Below are 13,977 nucleotides of genomic sequence, written 5' to 3'. Positions count from 1 at the left end.
GCTTTAGCAGGTCTGGATCGGCGCAAGAATCCGGTGCCCTGTGCAAGGCCCATTACTCAGCCTTGTGCAGGGTGCCGGTGTCATCCCCAAAGGCCCTGCTCAACGCTGCGCGCGGTTGGTCATCACCTGCATGCGCTGATCGGGGCAGGTGTAATGCGCCGCAAGCGGATCGCGGCACGGTGCCTCGATCACCCGCAACGCCAACCATGCCGCCAAGGCCGCAAAGACCGCCCCGCCAAGCGCCTGCCCGACCAGAACGCCCTGCGCGCCCCAGATCATCCCGAACGCCAGGACAAAGGGCCAGGTGCCGATCGTGTGCCGCGCCCAGTTCACACCGGTCGAATAGCCGGGGTGGCCGAGATTATTGAACGACGCGTTCGCCACGAAGATCGCACCGTTGAAGAACGAGCCAAGCGCCAGCGGCCCGAGATAGAGATAAAGGATCGCACGCATGTCGCCATTGGCGTCGAACATGTCCGCAATCGGGGCGCGCAACACGAAGAGCAGCGCCGACATGCCCAGCACATAAAGCGCCAGGAATTTCAGCCCGTCGATAAAGGTCTCGTAGACGCGGTCCATGCGCCCTGCCCCGAAATTCTGCCCGAAAATCGGCCCGATCGCCCCCGACAACGCCAGCACGACCGAGAAGACCACCGGCACCATCCGGTTGATCACCGCCATCGCGGCCACCGCGTCAGTGCCGTATTTCGCCATTTCCCGCGTCACGATGGCGGTGCCCAAAGGTGTCGCCACCGTGCCCAGAACCGCCGGCAGTGCGATGCCCGCCGCATCCTTGAAATCGCGCGCCACGCATTGCGGGCGTGGCCGGGCAAAGGCCTGATATCGCATCACCGCGAGGACTATCGCCAGTATCGCCGTCGCGAGACGCGCTAGCACCGTCGCCACGGCGGCCCCTTCAAGGCCAAGCCCGACGGCAAAGATCAGAATCGGGTCGAAGACGAGGTTGACCCCGGCCCCGAGAAGCGCGGGATACATCGCACCCCGCGCATCACCGTAGGCGCGCAAGACCGCCACCGCCACCATCGACAACCCCGACAGGAACGTCGTCGGCAGGATGATCCACAGATAGCTCGAAGCCATTTCTGCCATGGCCCCGCTGGCCCCGATGAGGCCCAAGAGAACGTCGAGAAACGGCAGCATCAGAAGCGGCAGGACGACGCCGGTCGCCACCGCGATCACCGCCGTGCTGGTCGCATACTCGCGCGCGTCTGTGCGGTTGCGCTCCCCCTCGGCCCGAGCCACCAATGCGCCCGCCGCAACCGACAGCCCTATATTGACGGCACTGGCAAAGAACATCAGCGCGCTCGCATAGCCCGCCGCAGCTGCCAGCTCCTCGCGCCCCAACATGGAAATGAACACGATATCAATGAGATCGACGGCAAAGATCGCCATCAGCCCGATGCTCGACGTGAAGGACATCACCGACACATGCCGGAAAAGATTGCCTTGGGTGAAGCTGCCGCCGCTCTCGGTCAGGGCCATTGTCATATTCCTTTTACACAACGTCTGGAGCACATAGCCGGCTTTGCCGTCTGCTCAATGCCCGGCCAATCAACACTCTGTGTGCGAATTTGCTCAGCCGCGCGCGGCGATCAGGTGCACCATCCGCGCACCGGTCTCGTAATAGAGGGTTCGCAGCCCCGCGAACGGCTCGCGATGCGCCTCGACGACCCTTACCGGCAGATCGTCTTCCTGGCCGTTCAGAAGGGCGCGCGCGGCGGCCCGGCCAAACACCGTGCCCGGCGCGATGCCGCGCCCGGAATAACCATAGACCGCAAGACCGCCCTGCCCGATGCGCTGAATCCGTGGCAGGTGGTCGCCGGTCATCGCGATGCGCCCCGCCCAGGCGTGGTTGATCCCGGTTCCGCGCAGGCGCGGGAAAAGCTGCACCAGCTTGCGTTCTGCCCAGTCGGCATGTGCGCTCGCCTCGCCGCCCATGCCGCCCAGGATAATCCGCCCCACCGCATCGCGGCGCAGCGAGGTCATCACCAAACCGGTATCCCAGCACCCTTCGCCGCCCGCCAGAATGTCGCGCGCGAGGTTGTCGCCCAACGGCTCCGTTGCCAGTTGGTAGAATTGCACCACCGGCATCTCGGGCAGGCGCACGGGGGGCGCGGGGCAGTGATAGGCGTTGGTCGCCATGAGCAGATGCTTTGCGCGCAGCTTGCCGCCCGGCGTGTGGATCACCCATTGCCCGCCATGGCGCGTGGCCGCCGTGACCGGGCTCTGCTCGTGCAGCCGCGCGCCCTGCCTTGCGGCCGCGCGCGCCAGTCCGCGCGCATAGGCCAGGGGCTGAATCGTGCCCGCGCGCGGATCATGCAATCCGCCGTGAAACCGGTCAGTTCCGGTGCGCGCCGCGATCTCTGTATGATCCAACAGCCGCACCGGCGCGCCGCGCGCCTGCATCTGCGCCAGCCGTTCGCGCAATTGCGCCACGCCCTTGGGCGCATGCGCCAGATGCAGCGTGCCATTGCGTACCGGCTCGCAGGCGATGGCATGCCGCGCGATCAGGTCAAAGACGACATCCGGCGCCCCGGCCAATACAGAGTTGAGCCGCTCACCCGCCGCCTGACCGAGCGTCTTGCAGACCTCATCAGGGGGCAGCCAGAGCCCGGCATTGACCAGCCCGACATTGCGCCCGGAGCCGCCATGCCCGACGGTCTCGGCCTCAAGCAGGGTGACATCTGCGCCCTGTCCGGCCCCCTCCAGCGCCGCCGATAGGCCGGTATATCCGCCCCCCACGATAGCCAGATCTACGCTGCGTTCGCCCTGCAATGCAGGCGCTGCGAACACCTCCGCCGCGCTCGCCTGCCAAAGCGAGGAGAGCGGGCCGCTCATACGCGGCAGCCCCTTGATCTTTTACATATTAATATCAGAGACCTGCGCCCCATTCCTCACCTTAGAAAAACGCCTGCAACCCGGTCTGCGCACGGCCCAGGATCAGGGCATGCACATCATGCGTTCCCTCGTAAGTGTTGACCGTCTCCAGATTGACCATGTGGCGAATGACCTGAAATTCCTCTGAAATCCCGTTACCACCATGCATGTCACGGGCGTGGCGTGCAATCTCCAATGCCTTGCCGCAATTGTTGCGCTTGATCAGGCTGATCATCTCGGGCGCGGCATTGGCTTCGTCCATAAGCCGCCCGACGCGCAGCGCCGCCTGCAGGCCAAGCGCAATCTCGGTCTGCATGTTTGCCAGCTTGAGCTGAAAGAGTTGCGTCTGCGCCAGCGGGCGGTTGAACTGCTTGCGGTCAAGGCCATACTGCCGCGATGCGTGCCAGCAGAACTCCGCCGCGCCCATGACGCCCCAGGCGATGCCGTAACGGGCCCGGTTCAAACATCCAAAAGGTCCCTTAAGCCCCTGAACATTAGGCAAAAGTGCCGATTCTGGCACCTCGACGCCATCCATCACGATCTCGCCGGTGACCGAGGCGCGCAAGCTCAACTTGCCGCCCACCTTGGGCGCACTCAGGCCCGTCATTCCCTTTTCAAGCACGAAGCCCCGGATCTTGCCGTCATGCGCCTCGGATTTGGCCCAGATGACGAAGACATCGGCAATCGGGCTGTTGGAAATCCACATCTTGGAGCCGGTCAGCCGATAACCCGTGTCGGTGCGTACCGCGCGGGTCTTCATGCCCGCCGGATCGCTACCCGCATCGGGCTCGGTCAGGCCAAAACAGCCGATCAGGTCGCCACTCGCCAGCCCCGGCAGGTATTTGCGGCGCTGCTCCTCGCTGCCATAGGCGTAGATCGGATACATCACCAGCGAGCTTTGCACGCTCATCATTGAACGATAGCCCGAATCGACCCGTTCGATCTCGCGCGCCACCAGACCGTAGCTTACATAGCTTGATCCCAGCCCGCCATATTCCTCGGGGATGGTCGTGCCCAACAGGCCCATCCGCCCCATTTCACTGAAGATTTCCGGCTCCACCCGCTCTTCGCGATAGGCATCAATAACCCGCGGTTGCAGGCTCTCCTGCGCGAAGGTGCGGGCGCTTTCGGCGATCATGCGCTCCTCTTCCGAGAGTTGGTCACTCAGGCGGAACGGATCGCTCCACTCGAAAGAGTTGAGATCCGGCGCATCCTTGGCGCGCAGCGTGGGGGTATTGGCATTCATGGCGCAATCCTCATGCATTTTTATCAGTCGCAGGCAACTTACACTGGCCAAACCTGCCTGAATAACGATAAATTCACATAAACTCATGAGTTTTTCGCAAGTATGACCCTGCCCCGCCGCTTCCTGCCCTCGATCTCCTCGCTGCGCGCGCTCGAGGCGCTGGACCGCCTGGATAGCGCTACCGCCGCCGCCGAGGAACTGGCACTGACACAAAGTGCGGTCAGCAGGCAATTGAAAACGCTTGAAAATCAGCTTGGTGTGACGCTATTCCTCCGGCAGGGGCGCAGCATGCGCCTGACGCCTGACGCGGCGGTCTATGCCGACAAGGTGCGCGGTGCCTTGCAGCAGATCGCGCAAGCGTCGGTCAACATAACGGTAAACCCGGTCGGCGGCAGTCTGAGCCTTGCAATCCTGCCCACATTCGGCATGCGTTGGCTGGTGCCGCGCCTCGCGGATTTTGCGCGTCGCCACCCGGAGGTGACGATCAACCTCTCCACCCGGCTCAAACCATTCAACTTCGCCTCTGAACCCTTTGATGCGGCGATACATTTCGGCAATGCAGATTGGCCGGGAACCGATGCGCTGCGGCTGAAGACAGAGGCGGTTCTGCCGGTTGCAGCGCCCGATCTACTGGCCGCCCACCCCCCGGTCACCTCTGCCCGCGGCCTGCTGCGCCTGCCGCTTCTGCATATCGAAACGCGGCCCCATGCCTGGGTGGACTGGTTCGCCGCGCATGGCATTGAAGGGGCGCGCGCAAGCGGTACAATCTATGATCAATTCTCAACCATTACGCAGGCAGCGTTGCACGGTCTGGGCGTGGCGCTCCTGCCGGATTACCTGGCAGAACAGGATCTGGCGACGGGACGATTGACCCGCGTCTGGGGCGAGACAACCGTGATGCCGGGTGCCTATTACCTTGTCTGGCCACAAGAGAACGGCCGGGATCCGTCACTGCTCATGTTCCGCGATTGGCTCTCGGGGCAGACCGAGGACGAGGATCTGCTGCCGCGCTAGACCGTTTGCCGCGCGATTGTTCTTGCCTGACCGCAGGCCACATATCTCCGACGATCCGCCCATTTTGCCCGTTGCGCGGCATCATGCCCTATGCTAATCGGCCCTCGATGTGCGGATGCGAGGCAATCGTCATCAGCCCCTATAGCTCAGCTGGTAGAGCAACTGATTTGTAATCAGTAGGTCCGCGGTTCGAGTCCGTGTGGGGGCACCATTAAATATCAATAAAACAATATATTAGAGGGATCGGCAGCCAAACCTCGCCTTGTGATACTTTACCTTGTCACCCGATTTGTCACTAGATCTCACAACCATACAAAAGACCGGGCGAATCCCGCCCGGCCCCTTGTCGATCTGTTGAAGTCGTCACTCGCGCCTGGCGAACAGGCAATCCTCTGGCTTGTCCAAGGCGTGGTGTAGGGCGTCCGGCCGTTCAGCCATGTCCGGATAATTGCTCATTGCTGGACATCCCCGGCCTCACCGGGTTCCTCAAGCATCATCTCGGCTGTTTTGCCGCCGTGCCCTACCCATTCGATACCGTGAGCCTGGTCAACGTCGAACAAACGGTCTTGCGTGGCCGCAATCAGAACAAACATACTTTCAGTCTCGGGTGAGTTGGGCAGCCTTGCAGCCTCCGCCATCTGCTCGACGGCGCGCAGCATTGCGCGCGCCTCGTCTAGCCTCTCGGAGGTTCTTTCGTGATTCCGGCGGACGTGGTCGGGAATGTTCGTCATTGTCTCGATCTCCTATTGTGGTATTACATTATCAGTGCAACACTGCATCAATAGCGCATACTGCATTAAAAGTGCAAGGTTTAAATATGACGCCCGAACAATGCCGTGCCGCCCGTGCAATGCTGGCCATGTCCCAAGATGATCTCGCAAGCGCCACGGGCGTTGCAAAGCGCACGATTGCGGGCTTCGAAATGGGACAGAGTTCTCCATATGCGCGCACCATTGCCGCCCTCCGGACCGCCCTCGAATCCGCCGGGGTCGAGTTCATCGCAGAGAATGGCGGCGGCGCAGGCGTCCGGTTGCGCAAGGATACCTGACGACAGTCAGTGCGGGCCTGACCATTTCGCCGTGTTCGGAGATCCGGTGACGGTTCGAGGATTAACGCCGGTCTTGACGAGCCGATCTTTGTCGAAAGACCAACAATGTGAGGTCCCCGGTCGAGGGCTCGAAGATGGGGCTGCCTCTGACTCTTTGGCATCACCGGCGCAAGACACAACGACAGTGAGCGCTCGCCAAGTCAGTGTTGGGCGGCAGCTCTGCGGGTGGAAGCACCGTTGGTAACGCGCGATCTCCTCCTCGCATCGGCGACCGTCACGACCGGCCCAGACCGGCCATTGGCCTCATCGTCGAACCCTGCGAGGCAGGGTCTCCGAACCGGCCATTCGTTCATCGTGCAGCATTTCTTAGAGCCGGATGGCAACAGTGCGCAAAAGTTACCGTTTTGAAAGTGCCTTCAAAGGCATTTTCAAGCAAGCACGCTCACGCCCGGATGAAGTGCAGTCGGTCGAAGCTGCCGCGCCACTCCGCGACCTCCGATGCCAGTGCTTCGGGCTGCGATGACCGCAGCGCCTTGGCGATGATGCCCGCGAGTTGCGGCATGTCACGTTCGGTCATGCCCCAGCGGCAAAGCTCTGGCGTGCCCAGACGCAGACCATTCATGTCGCCGTCGACAGGCGAGATCGGCAGGCCGATCCCGCAGGCAAGAATATTGGCGGGGCGCAGGTGTTTCGCCGCCGCTTGGCCGCCGCCGAACGCCGCAGCCTCCAAAGCGAACTGATGAGACCCTGTATAGCCCTGCGAGGTCGCGAACACCGGCATGTCCTCAGCCGCGAGCGCCTCGGCCAGAGCCTTGGCCGTGGTCACCATCGCCCTGGCATAGGCCGAACCGAATTCCCGCCAGTCCAAGAGGCCGATCGCGAGTGCTGCTGATTTCGCAACGTCAAAGTTCGCGGTCAGGCCCGGAAAGGCGATCTTGTCGAGACGCTGCGCCATATCATCATCGCTGGTCACAATCAGGCCGCCTGCTGGACCGCCAAGGCTCTTGTAGGTGCTCATGGTCATCATGTGCGCGCCTTCGGCCAGTGGATCGGCGAAGACGCCACCTGCGATCATGCCACATTGATGCGCAGCATCGAACAGCACCTTTGCCCCGACTTCGTCCGCGATAGCGCGAATCTCCGCGATTGGATGGGGAAAGAGGTTCAGGCTCATCCCGATTGTAATCAGCTTCGGATGCACTCTCAGGGCCAGGTCGCGCAGCTGGTCGAGATCAACCGTATAACCGTCGACGTTGACGGGTGCAGGATGGGTTACGAGGCCGTAGTGACCTGCGCAGCCCGCCTTGTGGTGGGTGACATGACCGCCGATGCTGGCCGGCGGAGCAATGATTGCATCACCCGGTTCGCAGGTGGCCATGAAGGCGTAGAGGTTGGCCAAGGCGCCGGACGCCACCCGGATCTCAGCATGCTTGGCGTTGAAGATCTCGCAGGCAAGATTGGCGGCGATGACCTCGATTTCTTCTATCGCCTCGAGACCCATCTCATACTTGTCGCCCGGATATCCCAGCGAAGGGCGCGATCCGAGGCCGCTTGCCAGCAACGCCTCCGCCTTCGGGTTCATGACGTTGGTCGCCGGGTTGAGGTTGAAGCATTCGCGTTCGTGAATGGCGCGGTTGCGCTCGGCAAGTGCTGCAATCCGTGCCGCGATCTCGTTGGAAGCGGCATGTGCTGTCTCGGCGGTGATCGTGGCGATGCGTGCAGCGACGGTCGGCGTCAGCCAGGGGCAAAGGTCATGATGGGTCATTCGGGTTCTCCGGTTTGAGTTGTCGTCATTCTCGGTAGATCAGAGCTTCCACGCAAAGCAGATTTCTGAAATAGTAGGCTTAGAAAATATGAGGCTGTTTTGGCTGTTGACCCCCAGTTTCCGCGTCTACCCTCCCTCAATGCCTTGAGGGCATTCGAGGCATCTGCGCGGCTCGGCGGCTTCGCACTCGCGGCAGAGGAGTTGCGGGTAACGCCAGGCGCCGTGGCGGCGCAGATCAAAGGGCTTGAAGCCGAACTCGGGGCTCCGCTTTTCAAACGACAAGCCCATGGCGTCGTCCTGACCGACATCGGCGCGCGCGCTTTGCCCAGCCTGGTCGACGTCTTCGACCGGCTCGGCGAGGCGGTTCAGGATCTCCGTCAGGATTCTGCGCCAAGGCGGGTGCATATCGCCACCTTGCCGGCGCTGGCGCAGCTCTGGCTTGCACCGCGTCTCCCTGCGCTGCGCGCGGCCATTCCCGATGTCGAAGTGTCCGTCACCGCTGTCGAAAAGCCGCCGAACCTGAAACGCGTCCCGTTCGACATCTGCCTCTTCTATGCTGACCCCATTCCCGCCGAGGGCATTCGCATTTCCGCGGACGAAATCCTTCCCGTCTGCACACCAGAACTTGCAGGGCGCGTTCGCACGGCGGATGACTTGCGGAAAATGACCTGCCTGACCGACGCGGCCTGGGCCGACGATTGGGGAACATGGTCGGCGCAGGCGCTTCCCGGTCAGCTGTTCACGCCGCGCGGCCCCGTTTTCTCGCTTTACGCCGTCGCCGTCGAAGAGGCGTTGAACGGGTCAGGCATCCTGATCGCACGGAAGACGCTCGTGGCAAGGCACCTTGACGCAGGAGATCTTGTCGCGCCGCTCGGACCCGGGGTCGGCACGCCTCAGTCGATTGGCATCTGGACACTACCGGGGTCGGCCGCAAGCCGCCACCAGCGGCGGCTGGTTGATGTGCTACGCCAGCTGGGCTGCACGTGATGGAACGGCCCAGAGCCGACATTTACGCCATCGTATGGCAAACGTCCGCTATTGTTCGGAACAGCAAAATCCGTCGGTCACATAAACCTTCGGATTAGGACGTCTTGCGTGCTCCATTCTGACGCCCGAAATGATCGATCAGGAAATCCATGAACACGCGGACTTTGGCGGAGACGACGTTGCTTTTGGGGTAGATCAGCCAGAGCGCAGGTTTGTTTGCCAACTCAAAGTCGGGCAAGACGCGCGTTAGGCTTCCAGTCGCAAGCTCTTTTTGCACGGCCCAAATTGAGTTAATTGAAATACCACCGCCATCGAGCGTCGTGAGTTTTTGCGTTAACCCGTCGTTCACGATCAGATAGTGGGTTGCAGTAGTTGGGTTAAATTGTGCCTGCATGCCGTCTTGTGCGACGAGCGCTTTTGGTTCGATATCTTTAAATGCAATCAGGCGGTGTTGCGCCAAATCTGTGGGCCTTTGGGGGGTGCCGTAGCGCTCAAGATAGGCGGGGGAAGCACACAGGATGCGTGTGTCGTCCGCGAGTTTGCGTGCGGTGAGGCTGCTATCGGCCAGGACTGCGTTGCGCAGCGCCAGATCGTAGCTCCCCTCGATCAAATCAAACTCGGCGTCGGAGAGATGGAGGTCGAGACGTAGATCAGGATATTGGTCCATAAACAGCGGCAGCAGCGGCGCAATGTAGAGTTGTGCAAAGGTGCTGGGCGCGGCAAAGCGCAATGTGCCGCTGATCGTCGTCCGCCCCATTCCGAGTGCTGCGAGCGCGGTCTCCTCCAGAGCGATCATTTCGCGTGCATAGGGCAGAAAATCGCGGCCTTCTAACGACAGCGACACTTTGCGGGTTGATCGGTGCAGCAGGTCTGCGCCGACCAAATGCTCCAGCTTCGCGATGCGGGTGCTCGCGACAGCGGGTGCCATACCGAGCGCGCGACCAGCCGCGCTGATGTTCAAAGTCTCACTGGCGAGAACAAAAAGGCGGAGGGTCTGAGTGTCCATATTTTATACTTTTTCGGAATACTGAATTCAAATATGCCTTATTTATATAATTTTTGGAAGTGATAAGTCTGATTGCAAGACAGACACAGGAGCTACCTATGGCCCAGATCGCGACCGTAAATTACCATATCCATAAACCGCAGCGGCAGGCATTTGTGCTTGATGCGGACGGGATTGTCGGCAACCTGATTTCGCCGGAGCTTGCGTCTACGCAGGTGACGGTTCGTGATGTGCGTACGTCGAAGGCGGGCGTGTCGTTCGAGAGGACCTCTGTCGGGTTTGCGAGTTTCCCGACCTCTGTGGCATCTTTTGCAGGCAACGATTGGCAGGACGCCTATGATGCCGAGCTCACCAAGCTGCTGGGAGACGAGATGGGCGCACAGGAGGTCATCGTGTTTGACCATACGTTGCGCGTGGATGACCCGAATGCAGATCGCGCGCCGGCCCGCAACGTGCATAGCGACTACAGCGTTAGGGGAGCCGAGAAGCGACTGATTGACATTCTGGGCGAGGACAAGGCCGCCGATTGGGCCAAAGGCCACTTCGCATTCGTGAACGTCTGGCGACCGGTCGGCGCCCCCATTAACTCGGCACCACTGGGGTTTATCCGCCCTGCCAGTGTCGCCAAGCAGGACTGGATTTTGCTCGATCTGATCTATCCCAGCCGCAAGGGGCAGATCATGGGGATCGCGGCGAACCCGCATCATGACTGGCTTTATATGTCCAAAATGACGCCTGATGATGTGGCTTTCTTTAATATCTTCGACAATCGCGGCCTGCCTTCGATCGCCCATAGTGCTTTGGACATGAGTGAAGACCCAGACAATCACACCATTCGGCGCAGCATCGAGAGCCGCACCCTGGTCCGTTACGCGGCCTAACTCCCGAAATCGAGACCACCACAGAAAGATTACCCAATGACGAAGACAATTCTCATCACAGGCTCCACTGACGGCATCGGCCTTTTGACCGCGCAAACCCTTGCTGCCGAAGGGCACACGGTCCTGCTGCACGGACGCAATGCAGCCAAGCTGGAGGCAGCGGCCAAAACAATCAAAGGCCCCGTCGCGCAATACAAGGCCGACCTGTCAGATGTGGCTGAAGTTCATGCATTGGCCAGCGCCCTTCGCGCCGATCACAGCCAGATTGATGTGGTGATCAATAACGCAGGTATCCTAAAGGCCCCAAATGCCGTGACCCAAAGCGGGTATGATCTTCGCTTTATGGTGAACGCGATTGCCCCCTATGTGCTGACCCGTGACCTGTTGCCGATCATCGCGAAAGATGGCCGCGTCGTGAACCTGTCCTCGGCGGCACAAGCGCCCGTTGACCTGGATGCGCTGCACGGACGCAGTCAGTTGAGCGATATGGACGCCTATGCGCAAAGCAAACTGGCGCTCACCATTTGGTCGCGCGAAATGGCAAAAGAACTACCCGACGGCCCTGCAATCATCGCGGTTAACCCAGGTTCTTTGTTGGCTTCCAAGATGGTCAAAGAGGGCTTTGGCGTGGCGGGCAGCGATCTTAGCATTGGCGCGAATATCTTGCGCGACGCGGCTGTGGGCGCTGGTTTTGCCAAGGCGAGCGGGAAATATTTTGACAACGACAGCCAGCAGTTCGCCCAGCCACATGCCGCAGCGCTTGATGCCGCCCACAGCGCAAAGGTGATGCAAGGCCTTAACGAGGCCGCAGCCGTGCTTGGCTAATCACATTCGACGCACATTTTTATTCGGGCCGATACCGCGCACGGCCACATCAGGAGCATAGACAATGCAAACCAACGCCCTCGAACGCGCCCGCGCGATCAGTCGACCTATGCGTGACGAAATGTTGCAACGCAGCCCGTCAGTTCAGACATTTTGGGCGCAGAACACGCCCTTGTTTCAGGACGCATGGACGCAATGGGAGGCCAACACTGGCCAAGCACCCATTCTGGACAGCAGCCTTTATGACCCGCAATTGCGTGAGGCCATTGCACAGGCTTGGCAAGATCCCAGCAAGGAGGGCGCTGTCAGAAATCTTTGGACAGAAGTCTTTCCTGGCGTCTTTGAGGCGCAGTTCTTTGATCCCGCCCGCCTATCGGTCCTGCGTGACTATCTTGAAAGTGTTGCCGACGCGAATATCCCGCTGCGCCCGCCTTATGGCATTTCGCTCAACCGTGGTGGCGCGATGCTGGACCCACGCTCTGAGGGGTATCTTGCTGCGCCGAATTTTCAGTCTTTCTACCGCGATTTGATGGACGCCTACATGCGGCCCATCTCGCGGCTCTTGTTTCCTGATGTTGTTGGATACGACACGCAAACCTTCGGCTTTTCGATCCAGTGGCAGGCGGATGCGGACAGATCTTTGCGGGCGCACACGGATGCATCTTCGGTGACGTTGAACCTCAACCTCAATCTTCCAGGCGAAGCGTTCTCAGGATCGGGCGTGAAGTTCTTTGACCGCGAAACCCGTCAGGTTGCCGAATTGGGTTTTGCGCCCGGAAAGGCGCTGATCCACCACGGCAGCGTGCCACATGAATCCATGCCGATCACCCAAGGCGAAAGGACAAACTTTGTTCTATGGCTCTACGGCGAAAACGGTCAGGTGCCTTGGTTTGGCGCACCCTACGACGACATCGACGCCAAAGAACGCTGGACTGTTCCGATGGCCCTCAAAGACGGCTTTGCCCCGTTCTAAGACGCAACCGTAAGCACGCCTTCTCACATAACTTTCTCCAAACATATCCAAGGATACTTCCCATGAAAGCCTCAACCCTTACGTCCTACGGCGAGACCGCAACATTCGAAATCGCAGAACTTCCTAAACCCACGGTGACCGCAGGCCACGTGGTCGTGCGCGTTGCAGCAAGCAGCGTGAATACCGTTGACACAATGATCCGGTCAATGGGCACCGATTTGCCCTTGTCTCCCGCGCTCCCCGCTGTGTTGGGGATGGATTTCGCAGGTGTCGTAGAAGAGGTTGGCGAAGGCGTAACCGCGTTTGCTGTCGGCGACGAAGTCTACGGCTGCGCAGGTGGTCTGGCCGACCTCCAAGGTGCGCTTGCTGAGTTCATGTTGGCTGATGCCCAACTGATCGCCCACAAACCTAAATCCATCTCGATGCGCGAAGCCGCGGCCATGCCGTTGGTTGGCATCACAGCCTACGAAGGGTTGGAGCGCGCAGGCATCACGGCAGGCCAAAAGGTTCTGGTGCAAGGTGGCGCAGGCGGTGTTGGCCACTTGGCGTTGCAACTGGCCAAACATTTCGGCGCGGACGTCTATGGCACGGGCACTGGCGACGCGCAGCTGGCTGTCATCAACGGCTACGGTGCGACCGCAATTGACTTCGCCACGACAAAGATCGCCGACTATGTGGCGCAATACACGGGTGGGGCCGGCTTTGACATCATTTTTGACACCGTTGGCGGTGCCAATATGACCAACTCCTTCGAGGCGGCGGCACTCAATGCCAACATCGCGTCCACTGTGGGCCTGCTGGAAATAGATCTGTCACGTGCGCACTTCAAAGGCCTGTCTTTGCACATCATCTTTATGCTGTTGCCCATGCTCAGCGGACAAGGCCGCACCAAGCACGGTGAGATTTTGACAAAGCTCGCCGAGATTGTAGATGCCGGTGCGATGAAACCGCTGCTTGATGATACAACATTCGACCTTGACCGCGTTGGAGACGCCTATGATCGCCTGACAAGCGGCAAAGCCATTGGCAAGGTTGTCGTCGAGGCCTAAGCAGGACGGGATGAAAAAGTGGGGGGGTGCCAGCCAAATATGGATTTGGCAACCACTTGAACTGTTATAGGGTGTTCCCAACACATTCCGAAAAGAAGCATTGCGCGGCACCACAAACCAAACCGGACTTTCGGCCAGCATGCAGCGAAAGTCTGGAATCCTGAAGGTTTTTCGATGCTGGCCGGGGTGCAACTTTGCCGTCAGAGCTGCGTTCGGCCCGCGTTGACAAACCTCGGAAGGAGGAAGCCGCGGGGGCTGGTTGCGGCCTATGGGGAAAGAGCGCAG

Annotated in this window: 13 protein-coding genes and 1 tRNA gene; 8 read left to right on the top strand and 6 right to left on the bottom strand. The window is 60.4% G+C overall.

Annotated features, from left to right (window positions below):
- Positions 1-99 precede the first annotated feature (99 nt).
- The 3 genes from BHD06_RS13255 to BHD06_RS13245 all read right to left on the bottom strand — a co-directional run bounded on the left by BHD06_RS13255 (position 100) and on the right by BHD06_RS13245 (position 4,144).
- Entirely contained in the window at positions 100-1,503 is a 1,404-nt protein-coding gene (locus BHD06_RS13255) for an MATE family efflux transporter (RefSeq protein WP_080457465.1), read from the bottom strand.
- 93 nt (positions 1,504-1,596) lie between these two features.
- Positions 1,597-2,859: an FAD-binding oxidoreductase gene (locus BHD06_RS13250; protein ID WP_080457464.1), complete on the bottom strand. Its 1,263-nt coding sequence runs from the start codon at positions 2,857-2,859 to the stop codon at positions 1,597-1,599.
- A 61-nt stretch (positions 2,860-2,920) separates the two neighbouring features.
- Positions 2,921-4,144: an acyl-CoA dehydrogenase gene (locus BHD06_RS13245; protein WP_080457463.1), complete on the bottom strand. Its 1,224-nt coding sequence runs from the start codon at positions 4,142-4,144 to the stop codon at positions 2,921-2,923.
- Between the two features lie 102 nt (positions 4,145-4,246).
- Here BHD06_RS13245 and BHD06_RS13240 point away from each other — a divergent pair, with 102 nt between their 5' ends.
- Positions 4,247-5,158 carry a LysR substrate-binding domain-containing protein gene (locus tag BHD06_RS13240; protein WP_080457462.1) on the top strand — a complete coding sequence of 304 codons (912 nt, stop codon included), beginning with the start codon at positions 4,247-4,249 and terminating at the stop codon, positions 5,156-5,158.
- Between the two features lie 135 nt (positions 5,159-5,293).
- A tRNA-Thr gene (locus BHD06_RS13235) sits at positions 5,294-5,369 on the top strand.
- A 241-nt stretch (positions 5,370-5,610) separates the two neighbouring features.
- On the opposite strand, the gene BHD06_RS13230 is transcribed toward BHD06_RS13235, so the two are convergent.
- Positions 5,611-5,889 carry a hypothetical protein gene (locus tag BHD06_RS13230; RefSeq protein ID WP_080457461.1) on the bottom strand — a complete coding sequence of 93 codons (279 nt, stop codon included), beginning with the start codon at positions 5,887-5,889 and terminating at the stop codon, positions 5,611-5,613.
- 86 nt (positions 5,890-5,975) lie between these two features.
- Here BHD06_RS13230 and BHD06_RS13225 point away from each other — a divergent pair, with 86 nt between their 5' ends.
- Entirely contained in the window at positions 5,976-6,206 is a 231-nt protein-coding gene (locus BHD06_RS13225) for a helix-turn-helix domain-containing protein (RefSeq protein ID WP_080457460.1), read from the top strand.
- 442 nt (positions 6,207-6,648) lie between these two features.
- On the opposite strand, the gene glyA is transcribed toward BHD06_RS13225, so the two are convergent.
- A complete protein-coding gene (glyA, locus tag BHD06_RS13220; protein WP_080457459.1) occupies positions 6,649-7,971 on the bottom strand; it encodes a serine hydroxymethyltransferase in 1,323 nt (440 codons plus the stop codon).
- Between the two features lie 99 nt (positions 7,972-8,070).
- Between glyA and BHD06_RS13215 the strand changes: the two genes are divergently transcribed.
- On the top strand, positions 8,071-8,958 hold the full coding sequence (locus BHD06_RS13215) for a LysR family transcriptional regulator (RefSeq protein ID WP_080457458.1): 888 nt from the start codon (positions 8,071-8,073) through the stop codon (positions 8,956-8,958).
- A gap of 94 nt (positions 8,959-9,052) precedes the next feature.
- Here the strand turns inward: BHD06_RS13215 and BHD06_RS13210 are convergent, their stop codons facing one another.
- A complete protein-coding gene (locus tag BHD06_RS13210) occupies positions 9,053-9,964 on the bottom strand; it encodes a LysR family transcriptional regulator (protein ID WP_080457457.1) in 912 nt (303 codons plus the stop codon).
- Between the two features lie 98 nt (positions 9,965-10,062).
- On the opposite strand from BHD06_RS13210, the gene BHD06_RS13205 reads away from it, so the two are divergent.
- The 4 genes from BHD06_RS13205 (at position 10,063) to BHD06_RS13190 (ending at position 13,692) form a co-directional block, all read left to right on the top strand.
- On the top strand, positions 10,063-10,845 hold the full coding sequence (locus tag BHD06_RS13205; RefSeq protein WP_080457456.1) for a CmcJ/NvfI family oxidoreductase: 783 nt from the start codon (positions 10,063-10,065) through the stop codon (positions 10,843-10,845).
- Between the two features lie 36 nt (positions 10,846-10,881).
- Positions 10,882-11,670 (top strand): SDR family NAD(P)-dependent oxidoreductase, encoded by a 789-nt coding sequence (locus BHD06_RS13200; RefSeq protein ID WP_080457455.1) that lies wholly within the window; start codon positions 10,882-10,884, stop codon positions 11,668-11,670.
- A gap of 64 nt (positions 11,671-11,734) precedes the next feature.
- Complete coding sequence (locus BHD06_RS13195; protein WP_080457454.1) at positions 11,735-12,643, top strand: 2OG-Fe(II) oxygenase; 909 nt, start codon at positions 11,735-11,737, stop codon at positions 12,641-12,643.
- 62 nt (positions 12,644-12,705) lie between these two features.
- A complete protein-coding gene (locus tag BHD06_RS13190) occupies positions 12,706-13,692 on the top strand; it encodes a zinc-dependent alcohol dehydrogenase family protein (RefSeq protein ID WP_080457453.1) in 987 nt (328 codons plus the stop codon).
- The last annotated feature ends 285 nt before the right edge of the window (positions 13,693-13,977 follow it).

This window comes from Roseovarius sp. A-2 (genome assembly GCF_002072155.1).
GTDB lineage: Bacteria > Pseudomonadota > Alphaproteobacteria > Rhodobacterales > Rhodobacteraceae > Roseovarius.
The sequence above is the reverse complement of the archived record's forward strand: the minus strand, read 5'-3'. Positions and strand labels throughout refer to the sequence as shown.